This window comes from Billgrantia desiderata (genome assembly GCF_900108215.1).
GTDB classification, from domain to species: domain Bacteria; phylum Pseudomonadota; class Gammaproteobacteria; order Pseudomonadales; family Halomonadaceae; genus Halomonas; species Halomonas desiderata.
This window is the reverse complement of sequence record NZ_FNVC01000017.1, coordinates 40,518-58,466: the sequence shown is the minus strand read 5'-3', so window position 1 is coordinate 58,466 and position 17,949 is coordinate 40,518. Positions and strand designations below refer to the sequence as shown.

General features: G+C 63.8%; 17 protein-coding genes. 10 read left to right on the top strand and 7 right to left on the bottom strand.

The features are described from left to right. Window positions 1–1,329: 1,329 nt before the first annotated feature. The 4 genes from C4S71_RS15090 (at window position 1,330) to putP (ending at window position 7,471) form a co-directional block, all read left to right on the top strand. Window positions 1,330–1,704 (top strand): hypothetical protein, encoded by a 375-nt coding sequence (locus C4S71_RS15090; protein WP_103969682.1) that lies wholly within the window; start codon window positions 1,330–1,332, stop codon window positions 1,702–1,704. Between the two features lie 59 nt (window positions 1,705–1,763). Further along, window positions 1,764–2,579, top strand: a complete 816-nt coding sequence (locus C4S71_RS15085; protein ID WP_103969681.1) for an AraC family transcriptional regulator — start codon at window positions 1,764–1,766, stop codon at window positions 2,577–2,579. A gap of 179 nt (window positions 2,580–2,758) precedes the next feature. Beyond that, window positions 2,759–5,950, top strand: a complete 3,192-nt coding sequence (gene putA / locus C4S71_RS15080; RefSeq protein WP_103969680.1) for a bifunctional proline dehydrogenase/L-glutamate gamma-semialdehyde dehydrogenase PutA — start codon at window positions 2,759–2,761, stop codon at window positions 5,948–5,950. Window positions 5,951–5,992: 42 nt separating this feature from the next. Continuing rightward, entirely contained in the window at window positions 5,993–7,471 is a 1,479-nt protein-coding gene (putP, locus tag C4S71_RS15075) for a sodium/proline symporter PutP (RefSeq protein ID WP_086510759.1), read from the top strand. Window positions 7,472–7,543: 72 nt separating this feature from the next. Here putP and C4S71_RS15070 read toward each other — a convergent pair whose 3' ends face one another. Continuing rightward, window positions 7,544–7,840, bottom strand: coding sequence for a hypothetical protein (locus tag C4S71_RS15070; RefSeq protein ID WP_086510758.1), 297 nt, complete (start codon window positions 7,838–7,840; stop codon window positions 7,544–7,546). A gap of 269 nt (window positions 7,841–8,109) precedes the next feature. On the opposite strand from C4S71_RS15070, the gene C4S71_RS15065 reads away from it, so the two are divergent. Then, window positions 8,110–8,715: an OmpW/AlkL family protein gene (locus C4S71_RS15065; RefSeq protein ID WP_086510757.1), complete on the top strand. Its 606-nt coding sequence runs from the start codon at window positions 8,110–8,112 to the stop codon at window positions 8,713–8,715. Window positions 8,716–8,927: 212 nt separating this feature from the next. Next, window positions 8,928–9,554 carry an OmpW/AlkL family protein gene (locus C4S71_RS15060; protein WP_086510756.1) on the top strand — a complete coding sequence of 209 codons (627 nt, stop codon included), beginning with the start codon at window positions 8,928–8,930 and terminating at the stop codon, window positions 9,552–9,554. Window positions 9,555–9,608: 54 nt separating this feature from the next. Here C4S71_RS15060 and C4S71_RS15055 read toward each other — a convergent pair whose 3' ends face one another. Then, window positions 9,609–9,941 (bottom strand): YqcC family protein, encoded by a 333-nt coding sequence (locus C4S71_RS15055; protein WP_086510755.1) that lies wholly within the window; start codon window positions 9,939–9,941, stop codon window positions 9,609–9,611. Between the two features lie 256 nt (window positions 9,942–10,197). Between C4S71_RS15055 and C4S71_RS15050 the strand changes: the two genes are divergently transcribed. The 4 genes from C4S71_RS15050 to C4S71_RS15035 all read left to right on the top strand — a co-directional run bounded on the left by C4S71_RS15050 (window position 10,198) and on the right by C4S71_RS15035 (window position 13,183). After that, window positions 10,198–11,229 carry a DUF3549 family protein gene (locus tag C4S71_RS15050; RefSeq protein ID WP_103969679.1) on the top strand — a complete coding sequence of 344 codons (1,032 nt, stop codon included), beginning with the start codon at window positions 10,198–10,200 and terminating at the stop codon, window positions 11,227–11,229. 24 nt (window positions 11,230–11,253) lie between these two features. Then, window positions 11,254–11,691 carry an ATP-dependent zinc protease family protein gene (locus tag C4S71_RS15045; RefSeq protein ID WP_086510753.1) on the top strand — a complete coding sequence of 146 codons (438 nt, stop codon included), beginning with the start codon at window positions 11,254–11,256 and terminating at the stop codon, window positions 11,689–11,691. A gap of 29 nt (window positions 11,692–11,720) precedes the next feature. Continuing rightward, a complete protein-coding gene (gene rimK, locus C4S71_RS15040; protein WP_103969678.1) occupies window positions 11,721–12,629 on the top strand; it encodes a 30S ribosomal protein S6--L-glutamate ligase in 909 nt (302 codons plus the stop codon). Between the two features lie 110 nt (window positions 12,630–12,739). Further along, complete coding sequence (locus C4S71_RS15035) at window positions 12,740–13,183, top strand: hypothetical protein (RefSeq protein WP_010627730.1); 444 nt, start codon at window positions 12,740–12,742, stop codon at window positions 13,181–13,183. Between the two features lie 13 nt (window positions 13,184–13,196). On the opposite strand, the gene C4S71_RS15030 is transcribed toward C4S71_RS15035, so the two are convergent. From C4S71_RS15030 to sufC, 5 genes are read right to left on the bottom strand one after another with little or no spacing between them, the layout of a single operon-like run. Further along, a complete protein-coding gene (locus C4S71_RS15030) occupies window positions 13,197–13,919 on the bottom strand; it encodes a SanA/YdcF family protein (RefSeq protein ID WP_103969677.1) in 723 nt (240 codons plus the stop codon). Between the two features lie 55 nt (window positions 13,920–13,974). Continuing rightward, window positions 13,975–14,547, bottom strand: coding sequence for a putative Fe-S cluster assembly protein SufT (sufT, locus tag C4S71_RS15025; protein ID WP_086510749.1), 573 nt, complete (start codon window positions 14,545–14,547; stop codon window positions 13,975–13,977). Between the two features lie 2 nt (window positions 14,548–14,549). Beyond that, entirely contained in the window at window positions 14,550–15,809 is a 1,260-nt protein-coding gene (locus tag C4S71_RS15020; RefSeq protein ID WP_103969676.1) for an aminotransferase class V-fold PLP-dependent enzyme, read from the bottom strand. Between the two features lie 14 nt (window positions 15,810–15,823). Continuing rightward, the gene (sufD, locus tag C4S71_RS15015; protein WP_235014506.1) at window positions 15,824–17,194 is read right to left on the bottom strand and encodes a Fe-S cluster assembly protein SufD; all 1,371 of its coding nucleotides are present in this window, start codon (window positions 17,192–17,194) and stop codon (window positions 15,824–15,826) included. Beyond that, window positions 17,191–17,943 (bottom strand): Fe-S cluster assembly ATPase SufC, encoded by a 753-nt coding sequence (gene sufC, locus C4S71_RS15010; protein ID WP_086510797.1) that lies wholly within the window; start codon window positions 17,941–17,943, stop codon window positions 17,191–17,193. Before sufC ends, sufD begins: the two co-directional genes overlap by 4 nt. Window positions 17,944–17,949 lie beyond the last annotated feature (6 nt).

The following is a 17,949-nucleotide window of genomic DNA, read 5'->3' as shown; positions in this document are numbered from 1 at the left end:
ATCCCAAGTGATATTTGGCCTATTTCCTGATAGCACCTCTTGTATGTCAGACAACCTCAACCTCCGCGAGCCGCACGTCTCGAGCGTTAAGGATGTCCACTTCTTACCTGATTGAAACTGCCATCCAGCCCAAGAAAGCCGGTGCACGGCCAATCGGCGTTCGTCTTGCTTGGCCACGCTGGGTGGCGGCTGTCTACCGTGCCATCGTTGACTGGCAAAGAAATTAACGCACGTTAAGCCTCTGCAGAATAATTTTCATCTCGTTTCGCATTGGATGAAAGTGTACTCAAAACGTTACAGTTATCGCTCATCCTCGCATCGGATCAGCACAGAAGATCGGCAGACCGCTTCGCTGAAGGCAGCCTATGGCCAAAGAAAACCCGGCGCTGGGCCGGGCTTCAAACGTTGGTTCCTTTCCAGCTCACCATTACCTCCTGTCATGCACCCCTTGTGTCATCTGGCTCTCTCCTGTCCGACACCCCTCATTCCGAATTCCTGCGAGATGCCATCAGCCTATGAGCAGGCTGTCGGCGGGAACCAATGGGCACATTCATGACAAGGAGCAGAGCGAAAAATCCACCTCAATGACTCCAGTCACCATGCAATAGCTGTCGCAGGGCCAAAATAATGAAGAGCGCAGGGCCAAAAAATGAAGAAGCAAGCCACAAAGAACGAGCCCCCAGTACTGCCGATACTGGGAGCCAACATGCAGCTTTCTTCGATAAATTCAGAACTCCTTGGCCTACCTGACGTCCTGTCTTGCCTGGCCATCCCTGTTCCTTTCTGTTCGGGCTTCCTGCCTCATTACCGTTAACGATAGCCAAGCTTCCGCCATGATCAAGAAGACTTAAGAAACGGAACGTTTCCTTGTGCATCAAAAAGCCCGGCCGTGAGGCCGGGCTGTGTTTCCGCATCCCTTCGACTATCCCGAGCTTCCTGCCCGAGCCTCCATGGCAGGTGAGCCTTCCCTGTCTCGGTCTTCCTTGCACGGGCTTTCCCTGCCCGATGCAGTTACTTTGCCAGCCCGCCGCCCCGCCCAGCATTAACCTGGGATAAACGAACGTGTAAGAGATTGCCGACACGCAATGCCTCGGCAGCGGCGAATAGCCTCACTACGCCCGATCGAGCGGTTTGCCATGCTTTCATGCAGGGCGGTACAATTTTACCCATCCGCTGGCGGCTGACGCGGCGGCTACGTATGCTCCCCCTTGCAAGCGCTTGATTCTGCATGTCAAAGGCAGGGAGCGATGCCATCCCCACCGGCCTTGGCAGCGCACCCGACACCTCACCGCCGCAGGTCCGGTCCCAGCTCATCAGCGTGGCTCGAACATGGCTCTCTTCCTGCTCATCTTTGCCGTTTGCTTGTTCATCATCGGCGGCATGGTGCTGGTGCTTCTCTTTTCCCGTACGCCCCGCTACCGCACCGAGCCGGAACATCTGCTGGAGCTGTTCGACAAGGCGCTCGCCAACCAGGTCGGGGAGACCGAGTGGAACGTAGTGATCAACTATCCGATCCGCCACGACGACTATCTCGACGGCGTAAGACGGCGCGCCCAGCATTTGATGCAGGAGCACGGTCGCCCCTGGCAAGTGGCCCAGGGCAAGCCCCTGCTCGACAAGACGGGCCACGCAGAGCTGACGGCACTACGCAACCACCTTGCCGCCCATCAGCGGCTGCGTGAAAGGCAACGCAACGAATCGTAGCGTTGACACAACATCGATATGGTAAGCTCTGTCACGACAGCCACATGCGGGAGGCCCTCATGTCCAGCGTCATACGCCAGATTCCGCTCGATACCGCCACTCAGCACCATTCACATGACTTTCATCAGATCGTGATTGGCCTGCAAGGCAGGGCGGAGTTCGAAATCGAAGGCCTGGGTGGCGCCATCTCTGCCCTTTCCGGCTGCATCGTTCCCGCCAATCACGTTCACTACTATGTCGGCCAGGGCAAGAACCGCCAGCTCATCCTCGACCTTCCGGCAGATGCCCCTTCGCTCACTGGCTATCATCATGAGCTCTCGCGCCTGTTCGACGCGCCGCGCTTCTTCGCCCTGGACAAGCCGCTGCAGCACTATCTCGACTTCCTGCTGCTCGAGCAGAGCAGTAGCCAGGACAGCTTGAGTGCGGCACAGAGCGACCGCCTGGCCGCGACCTTTCTCGGTTGCCTGCACGCCAGACTCGGCGGAGAAACGCCGCCACCGGCAAAGCGTCGCCTGAACCTTGCCAAGCTCGACCGTTTCATTGACCGGCATCTGGCGGCACCGATCTCCGTGGCCGACCTTGCCGGACAAGCCTGCCTCAGCGAAGCCCACTTCAGCAGCTGCTTTCGTGAGCAAACCGGCCTGTCGCCGTGGCAATACGTGCGCCGACGGCGCCTGGAAGCCGCCCGCCGGCTACTCGAGGAGAGTCGTATGCCACTGTCACAGATTGCGGTGAGTACCGGCTTTGCCCACCAGAGTGCGCTGTCGCATGCGTTTCGTAGTGCTTTCGGCTGCCCGCCGAGCCAGCTCCGGCGCGCCGTTCTGGAGCGCCCTTCTCCCCTCGACGCCACAAACCGACTACAACATACGACTTAAGTCTAAACTTCAATGCCGCTGCGGCATTCTGCCGCGAAATTCGTAAATCCTTCCCGGGTTTTGGCAAGCAGCCCCGCTCAACCGGCCCTACAGTCAAGGAAGACACACCCATGTTCGGGCAGAGCGCCACGCACATGGCGTTTTGCCGTTCTGGAACGGGCGACACCCGGGGGACTCCTATGCTCAATGCTGAAACCATGCTCGCTGCTGCTACCTGGCAGCAGGATCTCGACAGCCTGTTCTCGCGTATCAGCGAACACTATGTGGTGGACGAAGAAACCTTCGTCAAGGAGCTGGTCAACGTACTCAGCGCCAATCCCGAGGATTTCCGGCGCATCGCCGACAAAACCGCCGAGCTCGTTCGCGAAGTCCGCGATATGGACACCGCCGTCGATACGATCGATCAGCTGCTTCAGCAATACAGCCTCGATACCCATGAAGGGCTGATGCTGATGTGCCTGGCCGAAGCCATGCTGCGCATCCCCGACACGGCCACGGCCGACGCGCTGATCGAAGACAAGCTCGGCCCTGCCGACTGGAAAGCCCATGTCGGGCAGAGCGACTCCTGGCTGGTCAATGCCTCCACCTGGGGGCTGCTGATGACCGGACACGTGGTCACCCTCGACAAGCCTCGCGACGGCAAGCCTTCGGGCTTCATCAACCGTCTCGTCAATCGCATGGGCGAGCCGGTGATCCGCCGCGCCATGTACGAGGCGATGAAGATCATGGGCAAGCAGTTCGTGCTCGGTCGCGACATCGACGAGGCCCTGAAGCGCTCCCGTCCGCTGTTCGACAAGGGCTACACCTACTCCTATGACATGCTGGGCGAAGCGGCGCGCACGCGGGCCGACGCCAAGCGCTACTTCGACGACTATGCCAAGGCCATTCGGCAGGTCGGCTTGACCAGCACCAAGCTCACCGAGCGCACCCCGGCACCTTCTGTGTCGATCAAGCTCTCGGCACTGCACCCGCGCTACGAGTTCGGTCGTCGCGAGCAGATCCTGCGCGAGCTGGTAGGCAGCGTACGCGAGCTGGTGACCATGGCCCGCGAGCGTGACGTGGCGTTGACCATCGACGCCGAGGAAGTGGATCGCCTGGAACTGTCGCTGGAAGTGTTCCGCGCCGTCTACGAGAGCGAAGCCTGCAAGGGCTGGGGTCACTTCGGTTTGGTGGTGCAGGCCTACTCCAAGCGCGCCCTGCCGGTGCTGCACTATCTCAACCGCCTGGCCGACCGCCAGGGTGACGAGATTCCGGTACGTCTGGTCAAGGGCGCCTATTGGGACAGCGAGATCAAGGAGTCGCAGCAGCTCGGCGTCGAGGGCTATCCGGTCTATACCCGCAAGGCCTGCACCGACGTGGCCTACCTGGTCTGCGCGCGGTTCCTGCTCTCCGACCAGACCCGCGGTCGCATCTTCCCCCAGTTCGCGACGCATAACGCCCACACCATAAGCACCATCCTCGAGATGGCCGACGAAGCGACCCGGCCGTTCGAGTTCCAGCGTCTGCACGGCATGGGCGAGGCGCTCTACGATGCCGCCCTCAAGCGCGCCCCCAAGGGCACCTACTGCCGCATCTACGCGCCGGTAGGGGCACACAAGGATCTGCTGCCCTATCTGGTGCGCCGACTGCTGGAGAACGGTGCCAACTCCTCGTTCGTGCATCAGTTGGTCGACCCCAAGGTGCCGGTGGAAACCCTGTGCGTGCATCCGGTGGAGACGCTCGGCCAGTACCGCACCTTCTCCAACCCACGAATTCCACTGCCGAAGGACATCTACGGCGAAAGACGACGCAACTCAAGGGGAGTCAACCTCAACGTGCGCAGCCATTACGAACCGCTGATGAAGGCCATGTCGGGCTTCATGGAGCGCAGCTATGAGGTCGGGCCGCTGCTGGCCTTCGACGTGGAACGCATCGCGGGCAACGTGCATGAGGTCTTCAGCCCCTACGACCGCCGTCAGCGGGTCGGCAGCGTGCAGTGGACTACCCGCGACCAGGCCGCTCGCGCGGTGGATGCCGCCTGGGCCGCGTTCCCGCGCTGGGAAGCCACGCCGGTCGCCGAGCGTGCCGCCATCATTCGCCGCCTGGGCGACCTGATGGAGGAGAACCTGGCCGAGTTGATGACGCTGTGCTCCCGCGAGGGCGGCAAGCTGCTCACCGACGGCGTCGATGAAATTCGTGAAGCGGTGGATTTCTGCCGCTACTACGCCATGCGCGCCGAGGAGCAGTTCGGCGAGCCGCTCGAGCTGCCCGGTCCCACCGGCGAATCGAACCGCCTGATGCTGAGTGGCAAGGGCGTGTTCGCCGCCATCAGCCCGTGGAATTTCCCGGTCGCGATCTTCTGCGGTCAGGTGGTGGCCGCTGCCGTGGCCGGCAATAGCGTGCTGGCCAAGCCCGCCGAGCAGACCTCCATCGTGGCTCACCGTGTCATCGAGCTGCTCCACGAGGCCGGCATGCCTCGCGACGTGGTGCAGCTGCTACCGGGCGACGGCCCCACCGTGGGCAGCGTACTCACCTCCGACCCGCGCATCACCGGGGTGGCCTTCACCGGTGGCACCGACACCGCGCAGATCATCAACCGCGCGCTGGCCGCTCGCGAGAACGCCCCGCTGCCGGCGCTGGTCGCCGAGACCGGCGGCATGAATGCGCTGATCGTCGACTCCACCGCCCTGCCGGAGCAGGTCGTAGCCGACGTGATCCAGTCGGCATACCAGAGCGCCGGCCAGCGCTGCAGTGCACTGCGTGTGCTCTACCTGCAGGAAGATGTGGCCGACCGAGTCATCGAGATCCTGCGCGGCGCCATGGACGAGCTGCACGTCGGCGATCCCCGCGACCTGGGCACCGACGTGGGCCCGGTGATCGACGAGGATGCACGCAAGAATCTGCTGGCGCATATCGAGAAGCTCAAGGGCGAGGGACGCCTGCTGGCCGAAACCCGCCTGGATCCGGCACATACCGCCCATGGCACCTTCGTACCGCCGGTGGCGTTCAGCATCGACGCCATCGATGCCCTCGAGCGGGAACAGTTCGGCCCGGTGCTGCATGTGGTGCGCTACAAGGCCAGCGAGATCGAGCAGGTGCTCGATTCGATCAATGCCAGAGGATATGGGTTGACCTTCGGCGTTCACAGCCGCAATGAATCCTTTGCACAGCTCGTTGCGCAGAAAATTCGCGTTGGCAATGTGTACATAAACCGGAATATCATCGGCGCCGTCGTGGGTGTGCAGCCATTCGGCGGACAGGGGCTCTCCGGCACCGGCCCCAAGGCAGGCGGACCGCACTACCTGCTGCGTTTCGCCACGGAAAAGACCGTGACCGTCAATACCGCCGCGCTGGGCGGTAACGCGTCACTGCTTGCGCTGGGAGACGAGTAACCGCACTCGTCATTGACCACAACAACATTGAAGGAACCCCTTATGGTTCAGAACAACATGGCTATCGGCTTCACCTTCGTGGTGTATCTCTTGTTGATGCTCGGTATCGGTATCGTTGCCTACAAGCGCACGACCAACCTTTCCGACTACATCCTGGGTGGGCGCTCGCTGGGGCCCTGGACCTCGGCGATCTCCGCCGGTGCCTCCGACATGTCGGGCTGGCTGCTGCTCGGCCTGCCCGGCGCGGCCTACGTCAGCGGCATCTCCGCCAGTTGGATCGCCGTGGGCCTGCTGATCGGTACCTGGCTCAACTGGCTGATCGTGGCGCGCCGCCTGCGCCTCTACAGCTTCAAGGTCAGCGATGCATTGACGCTGCCCGAATACTTCGCCAATCGCTTCCGCGACAAGTCGCAGCTGCTGCGGGTGATCTCGGCGATCTTCATTCTGCTGTTCTTCCTCTTCTACACCAGCTCCGGCCTGGTCGCCGGCGGACGGCTGTTCGAGACGGTGTTCGGCTACGACTACACGCTGGCCGTCACCATCGGTACCATCGCGGTGATCTCCTACACCTTCTTCGGCGGCTTCCTGGCGGTCTCCTGGACCGACCTGATCCAGGGTCTGATGATGGCGGCAGCTCTGGCCATCGTGCCGATCATCGCCTTCGGCGACCTGGGCGGTACCGCCGGCGCCGCCGCGGCACTCGCCGACGAGAGCGCCTATATGCTGGCCTGGTTCCGCGACGCCTCCACCGGCGAGGCGCTGACCTTCATCGGCATCGTCAGCTCGCTGGCCTGGGGCCTGGGCTATTTCGGCCAGCCGCACATCCTGGCGCGCTTTGCCGCCATTCGCAGCGACCGCGACATCCCCGCCGCGCGCCGCATCGCCGTGACCTGGACCGCCATCGCCCTGATCAGCTCGGTGGCCGTGGGCCTGCTGGGTGTCGGCTTCGTGCAGCGTGATCTGGCCGACGGCGAGACCGTGTTCATGGTGATGGTCAATCTGATCTTCCACCCGGTGATCGCCGGCATCCTGCTCGCCGCCATCCTGGCCGCGATCATGTCCACCGCCGACTCGCAGCTGCTGGTCTCCTCCTCAGCGCTGACCGACGACTTCTACAAGGCGATCTTCCGCAAGGATGCCAGCCAGGCCGAGCTGGTGTGGGTGGGACGCTTCGCCGTCATCGCCATCGCCATCGTCGCCTACCTGCTGGCGCTCAACCCCGATGCCACCGTGCTCGACCTGGTCGCCTACGCCTGGGCCGGCTTCGGTGCAGCCTTCGGCCCGGCGCTGATCATGTCGCTCTACTGGCGCCGCATGAACAAGTGGGGTGCTCTGGCCGGTATCGTGACCGGCGGCGTGACCGTGGTGGTCTGGGCCGAGCTGTCCGGCGGCATCTTCGACCTCTACGAGATCGTGCCGGGTGTCATCCTGGCCTACATCGCCATCGTGGTGGCGAGCCTGGCCACGGAAGAGCCCGACCTGCGTGTCACCGCCGACTTCGACACCTTCGACGAAGCATGATCGACAGGCAGTAGCTCACCGCAAACGAAAGCCGCCTCCGGGCGGCTTTCTCGTGCTTGCTCAAGCAACCCCTCATGCCAGCCACAGCGCACGCACGACCACCAGCAGCGTGAAGGCAGCCAGCGCCGCCAGACTGATCGGTGGACTGGTGGCACGCCGCTGCCAGTGGCGCCGCAGCTCCAGCCCCAGCGGTTGCATGAACGCCGCCCCCAACGCCCATATGCCCAGCGCCATGGCCGGCAACCTCAGTGCCATGGGCAATCCGCTGATGAGCTCCGGACGCACGAGCAGCCACAGCGCAAGCGCCGCAGCCACCAGCATCGCGCCGAGATTGAGCCAGATGGGGGGATCCTGTACCTCGACTCGCATCGTCTGCCTCCTGCTTGTCCTGTTAAAGGCTTAGCTGCAAGCGCCTCGTCTCGCCATGATGCAGAACAGCAATAATTGTACAATCGCCACTACCAATCATCATATGCGTGCTTACGAAATTAGAGAGCCTTGGCATTACGACAATCAATCAGGCCAATGAGTGCCATAACAAATTTAAACAAGACTTTTAGAAACAGTGTTCGTATAGTTGAGAAACGTTCAACGACTGCCGGAACCTCCGGCTCGAGTGAAACCTGGAGGACGCTGTTATGAAACCGACTCGCCTGATTCCCGCGGTAGCTCTCGCTGCCGGCTTCACCTTCGCCAGCCAGGCAGCCCTGGCCTACAGCGCCGGCGACACCTTCGTGCGCGGCGGCGTCGCTCAGTCGGACGTGCGCTCGGACAACGGCCAAGCCGGCGGTGAGGATTTCGATCTCAATACCGCTCGCGGCTTTACCTTTGGTGCCGGTCATCTGTTCACCGACAACATCGGTATCGAGCTCAACAGCTCCGAGAAGTTCGAGCATGACATCGCCCTGGGTGGTACTAACCTCGGCACCATCGACCGTATGCCGGTGAACCTGCTGGTCAACTACTACCCGCTGGGCGGCTTCGATTCCCGCGTGCAGCCCTACGTGGGCGCGGGCCTCAACTACACCCGCTTCTCCGGAGAGCCCGAGGGCGTCGACGCCCGCCGCTCCTATGGCGCTGTGGGTCAGGTGGGGATCGATCTGGCCATCACCGACAACTTCATGCTCAACGGCTTCGCCAACTATGCCGATGTCGACGCACGCCTCTCCTCCGAGGGCGATGCCATCGGTACCGTCAAGGTGGATCCGATGACCATCGGCGGCGGCGTGACCTTCCGCTTCTAAGCGAGGCCGCACCATGCCAACCACGCCGGGCCCTGGGGCCCGGCGTTTTCGTAGGAGCGTCCTACACGGCATAAGAAATATTTGAAATACCTATTTTTGTCTCAACAGAAACTATTGCCCTGGATCAAGAATTGCCTCGCAGCCGCTGAGTAGACTCCTTTCATCATATGGCAGCTTCACAACTGCCCCTTTGAAACGACAGGAGTCGACCCATGCGCAATCACACCCTTCCCACGCTCGTCACTGCCGGCCTTGCCGCCACCGCCCTGCTGGCCAGCAGCCAGGCGCTCGCCTACAACCAGGGCGATTTCATCACCCGCGTGGGCGTTGCCCATGTCGACCCCAAGAGCAACAACGGCAGCCTGGCGGACGGCACCATCGACGTCGACGTTCGCAGCGACACCAACCTGGGTTTCACGCTGGGTTACCTGTTCCACGACAACTTCGGCGTCGAGCTGCTGGCGGCGCTGCCGTTCAAGCATGACATTCGGCTGAATGGTGAGGATCTTGCTTCCACCAAGCATCTGCCGCCGACCCTGACCGTGCAGTACTACCCCCTGGGCGGTACCGGCGCGCAGCTCCAGCCCTATGCCGGTATCGGCCTCAACTACACGCATTTCTTCAGTGAGAAGAGCGAGCTCGGCAATCTGGAACTCGACAGCTCCTGGGGTCTGGCAGGCCAGTTGGGTCTCGACGTGCGCCTGGATGACAACTGGGGCCTCAATGCTGCGGCCTGGTACATCGACATCGATACCGACGTCAGCCTGGACGGCAACGACCTGGGCAAGGTCAGCATCGACCCCTGGGTCTTCATGGCCGGCATCAGCTACCGCTTCTAAGGGTAGGCTCACGCAACGGGGCCCGCTGGTTGGCGGGCCCCGTTGCGTTTCGGCTCAATTCTCCGTGACCAGCCGGTCGATCTCCTCCACTGCCTTGCACAGTAGCAGGCGGTCGTTGGCACGTGTTCCCCGCTGCGTCAGGTAGGTCTCCAGTACCGGCGCCACATCGCACTTCTCCGGCATCGGCGCCTGTGCTTCGATCAGTGCATCGAGCCTGGCGATGAACACGAAGCGCAGCCACTGCGGCAGGTCCATGGTATCGATGCAGAAGGGTTGCTGGCTCTCGTACGCACCGGGCGCCGGAGCGTTCATGCGCCACATGTTGGTGGCTTTCATCGTGGCTTCGAGGCGGCGCAGGGCCACATCGAGCTCATCGTGGACCGTCATGTCAGGATACCTGAAGCGAATGTACCCTCATTATATCCCGTCAGCCCCTGCTGCTGGCCAGTGACGTCACCCGGACTGTTCACAGTTTCGCTGCAAGAGGCTGTGGAAAAGCTCTGGAAATGCAGCTGCGTAGCAGAGAAACCGGGGGGCCGCCAGGCATGGTCATAAATTGATCAACGCTTCTACCGCCTGCTTGAGGAGTGGCTGACAACGGACCAGTCTCCACGGTAGAGTGCACGCTCAAAAGGGAGCCGATATGCAGCCGATTCATTCGCTTCACGATTTTTTCCTCCGTACCGGGGCCGACGTCCATCTCTATCACATGGGGCGCCGGGTCGAACCGTGCTCCATGGCGACCCTGGCAAGCCTGGAGGACGATGGAGCCGCCTGGCCGCTGCCCTGGCAAGGTCAGGCGCGCCTGGGCATCGTCTTTCGTCTGGGTGACCTCAGCGATCCGCTGATCTGGTTTCTGGCGCTGCCGCTGGACGAGCAGGGGCAACTGGTGGCGGCGCCGCGGGATGCCTTCCTGCAGCGTCTGCTGGTCACCCTGGGGCGCAACGTGGAGCGCGCCGGTCGCGAGCCCGAACGGCAGGGGCAAATCGACAACCTGATGCACGACAACCCGCTGGCCTTCACCCCATCGCTGCCCTTTCAGGCCATGCTGCATGCACGTGCCACCTGCGATCTCGACAAGCCGGCGAGCCCCCACCTGGAGCCGGTGGAAGCCTATCTCAGCGGCCAACAGCCGGTAGATTGGCAGTTTCTCGGTTTGCAGGGGCTGGCCGATTTCGTCATCCGCCTGGACAGCGAATCGGCCCAGGTGTTGATCGATTCGCTGCCGCAGCTGCCCAATGAGGTGCTGGTGTCACTGTGCTATTGCCTCGAGCACGTGGCCATTGCCGATGAGCTCGCCACCGCGCTGCAACACCGGGGCGAGCAGGCCGCGCAAGCCGGCGATGTGGAAACCCTGTGCGCCTGCGTGCGCGCCGTGGGTGGCGCCAGCCCGGCACTGGCCGGCACCTGGTACGATGCCCTGCTGGACGACCCCGCGGCCTGCGGCCCCGACCTGCTGGCCGCCATTGCCGCGCGGGGCTGGAACCACCTGGAACATGGTGAGCGGCTGCCACGTTTCCTCGAGCGGCTGGCGCAGCAGCCAGGCGCCGACTTCGCCTCTGCCGCACGCGACCTGGCGCTGATTCCCCGTCTGCGCCTGCCCGTGCTGATGGTGCTGCGCGAATCGCGGCGTGACACCCCCATCGGCCAGCGCTTGGCCGAGCTGGGCCACTGAGTATGGATAGCGGGACATAATGTCATGAAGGAACTGCCCTATACTCCGAAAGCCGTCATCGGCCGCCTCGAGATGGCTACCCTGCCGACCATCGGCATGACCGTTTGCGCCAAGATCGATACCGGTGCCTATACCTCGGCGCTGCATGCGGAAGATATCGAGATCTTCGAGGAGGAGGGCCATCTGTGGGTCAGCTTCACGACGCGCAGCGGCGGGCTGGAGTCGCCACCGCACCAGCACCGCACCCATCTGCACGACCGTCGGCGGGTGACGAGCTCCAACGGTCACAAGGAGTGGCGTTACGTGATTCGCACGCCGATGCTGCTTGGCGAACTCGACATGATGGTGGAACTGACCCTGACCGACCGCAGTGACATGCGCTACCCCATGCTGCTGGGCCGACGCGCCCTGCGCCGGCTGCTGGTGGCGCCCGGCGTCACCTTCCTGCACGGCGAACCCTGACCCACTCGGCCATACGTCCGGAGCCCAAGATGCACATCGCGCTGCTGTCACGCAATCGCAACCTCTACTCCACGCGACGCCTGGTGGAAGCCGCCGAACAGCGCGGCCACAAGGTGCGGGTCATTGATACCCTGCGCTGCTACATGAGCATTGCCGCCCATCACCCCTCGATTCACTACAAGGGACAGGAGATCGAGCGCTTCGATGCGGTGATCCCCCGTATCGGGGCGTCGGTCACCTTCTACGGCTGCGCCGTGCTGCGCCAGTTCGAGATGATGGGCACTTACGTTCTCAACGACTCGGTCGCCATCACCCGCTCGCGGGACAAGCTGCGCTCGCTGCAGTTGCTTTCGCGCAAGGGCCTGGGCCTGCCGATCACCGGCTTCGCTCACTCGCCGGACGACATTCCCGACCTGATCACCATGGTCAAGGGCGCGCCGCTGGTCATCAAGCTGCTGGAGGGCACCCAGGGCATCGGCGTGGTGCTGGCCGAGACCAACCAGGCTGCCGAGTCGGTGATCCAGGCCTTCATGGGCATGAAGGCCAACATCATGGTGCAGGAGTACATCAAGGAGGCCCGCGGCGCCGACATCCGTTGCTTTGTCATCGGCGACAAGGTGGTCGCCTCGATGAAGCGCCAGGCGGCCGAAGGAGAGTTTCGCTCCAACCTGCATCGCGGCGGCACGGCCAGCCTGATTCGCATCACCCCGGAGGAGCGCTCCACGGCCATTCGTGCAGCCAAGGCGATGGGGCTGCGGGTCGCCGGCGTCGATCTGCTACGGGCCAATCACGGGCCGGTGATCATGGAGGTCAACTCCTCACCGGGGCTGCAGGGAATCGAGACGGCTACCGGCAAGGACATCGCCGGGCTGATCATCGAGCACATCGAGAAGAATGCCAGCGCCTCGCGCAAGGCACCGCCCAAGCCCAAAGGGTAATTGCGAGAAAAGCGCCTGTTTTTGTAGAAAGGCTACTTATTTCGCCTGCGGGGGTAGCAAAACAGTGTTTCCCCCGCCACAATCTGCGTCACCGGAGGAGGTGACCGCTCATGTTTCTCGACAATCGCCAGGTGGCGATGGACAGCGTATTGGAAGCGCTGGCTGACAGCATCGACTATTTCCAGGACAATCTCGAGCGCCTGCGCCCTTCCCTGCGTGAAACGCTCAAGCCGCACTACGAGGCACGCGCCAAGGCCCTGCAGAAGCTCCGTGAGCTGGCCAGACGGCACCTCAAGCTGCTCCCGCGCGATGCCGATGTCGAGCGCGACGACTACATGTGGCTGTGGAGCCGCCTGAAGAGCTTCGTCGGCAACGAGAGCCAGGTCGTCATCGGCGAACTGCTCGAGCAGGAGCGCGTGTTGATGCAGGCCCTGGCAACGCTTTATACCCACCCCCTGCCGAATCCCCTCGAGCCGGTCGTGGAGCAGTGCTGGAAGGAGTGCCGGGCGCTGATCCGCGAACTCTACCGGCTGCAGAAAGAGCGTCGCCGCTGATCCCAGAGGGCCGCTACTCGAAGTCGAAGTCCAGATCGGGCTCGAGATCCAGCAGTTGGCGCCAGGTCGGCGGGACGATCTGCAGCGGCTCCAGCGGCCCCAGGAAGTACGGCTCACGTCCCCATACGTAGAGATCCCCCACGGTGGCGGCACGCGCCATCCATTCCCTCGCCTGCAACCGCCAGAGCCCTGTCACCGGGCGTGAAGGCGCACTGCAGCCGCGAACTTCGAGCCCCAGCGCGTCGGCAATGAACAGCGCCCGGGGCAGATGCCACGACTGGGTGACGAGCAGCGCCTGCTCGACGCCGAAAACGTCACGCGCCCGCGCCAGCGTATCGAAGGTACTGAATCCGGCGTAATCGAGGGTCATGTCCTCGTCGCGCACGTACTGCCGGCGCAGGTCGCGCCACATGCTGATCGGTTCGTTGTACTGGCGGGTACGGTTGTCGCCGGAGAGCAGCAGATGCTCGACCCGACCCAGCCGCAGCAGACGGGAAGCGGCATTCATGCGCGCATCGAAATGCGGATTGCGTACGCCGCTGCGAGTCCAGCTCGAGGTGCCGAAGACGATGCCGACCCGCTCCGGGCCGCACAGCGGCAGCTCATGCTCGATGCGTGAATAGGTCTTGCCCAACACCCAGAGGTTGGCGGAGACGAACAGCAGCGCCGCCAGCAACAGCACGGCGCCGAGCGTCATCAGAAGGAACTTGAAGGTTTTCCACAACAGCGCCTGCATTCACCGTCACCGCTCGAGGAGATGGACGGCCCTCACCCATAGCGAGGGCCAGCCGCTAGAACATACCGAGTTCCAGCTTGGCCTCATCGCTCATCATCTCACGGCTCCAGGGCGGATCGAAGACGATTTCCGTATGCACCCGGCTGATTTGCGGGGCACCGAGGATCTTGTTGCGCGCATCGGCGGCAATCACGTCGCCCATGCCGCAGCCGGGCGCGGTCAGGGTCATGCGAATGGTGACGATACGCTCGCCGCTGATCAGCCGTTCGATGCGGCAACCATAGACCAGCCCCAGGTCGACGATGTTGACCGGGATCTCGGGGTCGAAGCAGGTGCGCAGCTGGTCCCACACGAACTGCTCGATCTCCTCGTCGCTGGCATTCTCGGGCAGCGTCGGTCGCGGCAGCGGCTCGAGGCCCAGGGCATCGAGATTGCTGCCCTCGATCAGGTAGAGGCGCCCTTCATAGCCCACGCTGACCGAGCTGCCCTTGGCCTGCATGACCGTGACCTCGCTATCCTCGGGCAGCGAGATGGTCTTGCCGAAGGGGATCGAGATGGCGTCCACGTCGCGTTGCAGCGGCAGCTTCTGACCTTTCTGCAGGCTCGCGATCTGTTCGATGCTGGTCATGCTCAACGCACCATTCCGATGACACGCTCCAGGGCGTCGGCGAAGGCATCGACCTCCTCCAGCGTGTTGTAGGCGGCAAAGGAGGCACGGCAGGTCGCCGTCACGCCGAAGTGCGCCAGCAGCGGCTGGGCGCAGTGGTTGCCGGTACGGATCGCCACCCCGAGCTGATCGATCAGCAAGGCGATGTCCTGCGAGTGCGCCCCATCGACGACGAAGGAGAGCACGCCGGCCTTGTGCGGCGCGGTGCCGAGAATGCGCAGCCCGTCGATGCGCGACACCGCCGCCGTGGCACGCTCCAGCAGCCTGGCCTCCCAGGCGCCGATGGCATCGAGCCCCACGCCGCGCACCCACTCCAGCGCCACGCCCAGGGCGATCACCTCGGCGATGGCCGGCGTGCCCGCCTCGAACTTGTGCGGCACGTCGGCGAAGGTAGTCGGCACCTCGAAGGAGACGCTCTTGATCATCTCGCCGCCGCCCTGCCACGGTGGCATCGCCTCGAGCAGCGCTGCCTTGCCGTAGAGCGCACCGGCCCCCGTGGGGCCGTAGACCTTGTGACCGGAAAAGGCGTAGAAGTCGGCGTCGATGGCGCGCACGTCCACCGTCTGGTGCGGCGTGGCCTGGGCGCCGTCGACCAGGATCAGGGCGCCGTGCTCATGGGCGATGGTCGCCATCTCGCCCACCGGATTGATGGTGCCGAAGGCGTTGGAAACGTGATTCACCGCCACCAGCCGGGTACGCTCAGTGAAGAGCGCACGGTAGGCGTCAAGGTCGAGCACGCCGCGCTCGTCCACCGGGATCACCTTGACCTTGATGCCGAGCTGGCTGGCCAGCAACTGCCACGGCACGATGTTGGAGTGGTGCTCCAGCAGCGACACCAGTACCTCGTCGCCGGCCTCGAGGTTGGCCCGACCCCAGCTGTTGGCCACCAGATTGATCGCCTCGGTGGTGCCGCGGGTGAAGACGATCTCGCGGCGGTCGGCGGCATTCAGAAAGCTGCGCACCGTCTCGCGGGTGGCCTCATAGGCCGCCGTCGCCTCATCGGCCAGGGTATGCAGGCCACGGTGAATGTTGGCGTTGTAGCGGCTGTAGTAGTCGCGAAACGTATCGATCACCGCCAGCGGCGTCTGGCTGGTGGCGGCATTGTCGAAATAGATCAGCGGCCGGCCGTGCACCTGCCGCTCGAGGATCGGGAACTGGGCGCGAATCCCGGCCACATCGAGGGCCGGAGTGTCGAGCTCGTGCTCGGTGGCCAGGTGATTCATCGCACTCTCCTCGCTCACTCGTCGTGCAGGGCCACGGCGGCTTCCACCAGCCCGGCCAGGTTGAAACGCTCCGGCAGCTTACCGGCCACCGCCAGCTCCACCCGTTCGGAGATGGCGTCCAGATCGACCAGCTCCATCACCTCGCCGGCGAAGGCCAGGGTCAGCAGGCCGCGGGCGGTCTGTTCGTCGATGCCGCGGGTGCGCAGGGCGTAGACCGCCTCTTCGTCGAGCTGCCCGGTGGTGGTGCCGTGGGAGCACTTGACGTCGTCGGCGTAGATCTCCAGCTCCGGCTTGGCGTCGATCTCGGCGCGGTCGGAGAGCAGCAGGTTGGCGTTGCTCTGGAAACCCTCGATCTTCTGGCTGTCGCGCTTGACCACCACCTTGCCGTTGAACACGCCGCGGGCGCGATCGTCGAGGATGCCCTTGTAGTTCTCGTTGGAGAAGGTACGTGGAGCGTTGTGGTTGGCCAGGGTGTGGTTGTCGATGTGCTGACGCCCCTGACCGTAGAACAGGCCGTAGAAGTTGGCCTCGGCCCCCTCGCCGTTGAGCTCGCCGATCAGGTCGTTGCGCACCAGTCCGCCGCCCAGGTTAAGGTTGAACGAGGTGTAGCGGCTGTCGCGGTTCTGCTCGACGTGAATGCTGGCCACGTGCAGATCGGCCAGCGGCGCCTCCTGCAGCTTGTAGTGGGTCAGGATCGCCCCGCGGTCGAGCATCAGCTCGGCCACCAGATTGGTGAAGTTGGCCGCCTCGCTCTCGCCGACGTGATGCTCGATCAGCGTGGCCTGGCTGCGCGCGCCGGCCTCGACCAGGATGCGCGGGTGGCTCATCACCGGCGCGGCATTGGCTCGGGACAGGAACTGCAGCAGGATCGGCTTCTCCACCACGCTGCCCGGCGCCAGACGCACCACGGCACCCTCCTCCATGAAGGCGGCATTCAGCGCCGAGAACGGCGAGAACTCGACGCCGGTCAGCCGCCCCAGGGGGCCGCCCACCGCCTCGTGATTGTCGGCCAGCGCCTGGGAAAGCGGCAGCACCGCCACCCCGCCGGGCAGCTCGCCCAGGTCGGAGAGTGCCGCCGAGAACACGCCGTCGACGAAGGTCAGCCGATGCGCCTCGATGGGCAGCGTGATCGCCGCTGCCGAGGCCGGCGAGAACTCGGCGCTGTCGCTCAGCGCGAAATCGCCCCGGGCGATGGCGCGTACGTCGGTGTACTTCCACGCCTCGTCGCGACGAGTGGGGAAGCCGAGTGCCTCGAAGCGGGCCGCGCCGGCCTGACGGCGGGCGGCGATCCAGGTCGGCTCCGCCCCCTGTGCGGCGCGGCGCGCGGCGCTGCGCTCCTCGAGGCGCGCCAGAAAGGTCGTCACTTCGCTGTTTACCTCACTCATGCAGCCGACTCCTCCACGACCCAGTCGTAACCGCGGGATTCCAGCTCCTTGGCCAGCTCGGCATCGCCGCTCTTGGCGATGCGGCCGTCGACCAGCACGTGCACGCGGTCGGGCACGATGTAGTCGAGCAGACGCTGGTAGTGGGTCACCAGCAGGATGGCGCGCTTCTCGTCGCGCAGCGAGTTGACGCCGTCGGCCACCACGCGCATGGCATCGATGTCGAGCCCCGAGTCGATCTCGTCGAGCATGGCCAGCTTGGGCTGCAGCACCAGCATCTGCAGGATCTCGTTGCGCTTCTTCTCGCCGCCGGAGAAACCCTCGTTGACGGCGCGCTGCAGGAAGCTGGCATCCATCTTCATCTGCGCCAGCTTCTCCTTGACCAGCTTCATGAACTCCGGCGCCGGGATCTCGCTCTCGCCGCGGGCCTCGCGCTGAGCGTTGAGCGCCGCCTTGAGCAGGTAGATGTTCTTCACGCCGGGGATCTCCACCGGGTACTGGAAGCCCAGCAGCAGGCCCGCCTGGGCGCGCTCCTCGACTTCCATCTCCAGCACGTCCTGGCCCTCGAAGGTGATCGAACCTTGAGTCACCTCATAGCCGTCCTTGCCCGCGATCACCGCCGAGAGGGTCGACTTGCCGGCCCCGTTGGGGCCCATGATGGCATGCACTTCCCCGGCGTTGATGGTCAGGGTGAGGCCCTTGAGGATGTTCTTGCCTTCCACCTTGACGTGCAGATCCTTGACTTCGAGCATCATGAG

Coding starts and splice junctions, on each gene's coding strand:
- C4S71_RS15090 (WP_103969682.1), top strand. CDS start 1,330: ATGGCTCTCTTCCTGCTCATCTTTGCCGTTTGCTTGTTCATCATCGGC.
- C4S71_RS15085 (WP_103969681.1), top strand. CDS start 1,764: ATGTCCAGCGTCATACGCCAGATTCCGCTCGATACCGCCACTCAGCAC.
- putA (WP_103969680.1), top strand. CDS start 2,759: ATGCTCAATGCTGAAACCATGCTCGCTGCTGCTACCTGGCAGCAGGAT.
- putP (WP_086510759.1), top strand. CDS start 5,993: ATGGTTCAGAACAACATGGCTATCGGCTTCACCTTCGTGGTGTATCTC.
- C4S71_RS15070 (WP_086510758.1), bottom strand. CDS start 7,840: ATGCGAGTCGAGGTACAGGATCCCCCCATCTGGCTCAATCTCGGCGCG.
- C4S71_RS15065 (WP_086510757.1), top strand. CDS start 8,110: ATGAAACCGACTCGCCTGATTCCCGCGGTAGCTCTCGCTGCCGGCTTC.
- C4S71_RS15060 (WP_086510756.1), top strand. CDS start 8,928: ATGCGCAATCACACCCTTCCCACGCTCGTCACTGCCGGCCTTGCCGCC.
- C4S71_RS15055 (WP_086510755.1), bottom strand. CDS start 9,941: ATGACGGTCCACGATGAGCTCGATGTGGCCCTGCGCCGCCTCGAAGCC.
- C4S71_RS15050 (WP_103969679.1), top strand. CDS start 10,198: ATGCAGCCGATTCATTCGCTTCACGATTTTTTCCTCCGTACCGGGGCC.
- C4S71_RS15045 (WP_086510753.1), top strand. CDS start 11,254: ATGAAGGAACTGCCCTATACTCCGAAAGCCGTCATCGGCCGCCTCGAG.
- rimK (WP_103969678.1), top strand. CDS start 11,721: ATGCACATCGCGCTGCTGTCACGCAATCGCAACCTCTACTCCACGCGA.
- C4S71_RS15035 (WP_010627730.1), top strand. CDS start 12,740: ATGTTTCTCGACAATCGCCAGGTGGCGATGGACAGCGTATTGGAAGCG.
- C4S71_RS15030 (WP_103969677.1), bottom strand. CDS start 13,919: ATGCAGGCGCTGTTGTGGAAAACCTTCAAGTTCCTTCTGATGACGCTC.
- sufT (WP_086510749.1), bottom strand. CDS start 14,547: ATGACCAGCATCGAACAGATCGCGAGCCTGCAGAAAGGTCAGAAGCTG.
- C4S71_RS15020 (WP_103969676.1), bottom strand. CDS start 15,809: ATGAATCACCTGGCCACCGAGCACGAGCTCGACACTCCGGCCCTCGAT.
- sufD (WP_235014506.1), bottom strand. CDS start 17,194: ATGAGTGAGGTAAACAGCGAAGTGACGACCTTTCTGGCGCGCCTCGAG.
- sufC (WP_086510797.1), bottom strand. CDS start 17,943: ATGCTCGAAGTCAAGGATCTGCACGTCAAGGTGGAAGGCAAGAACATC.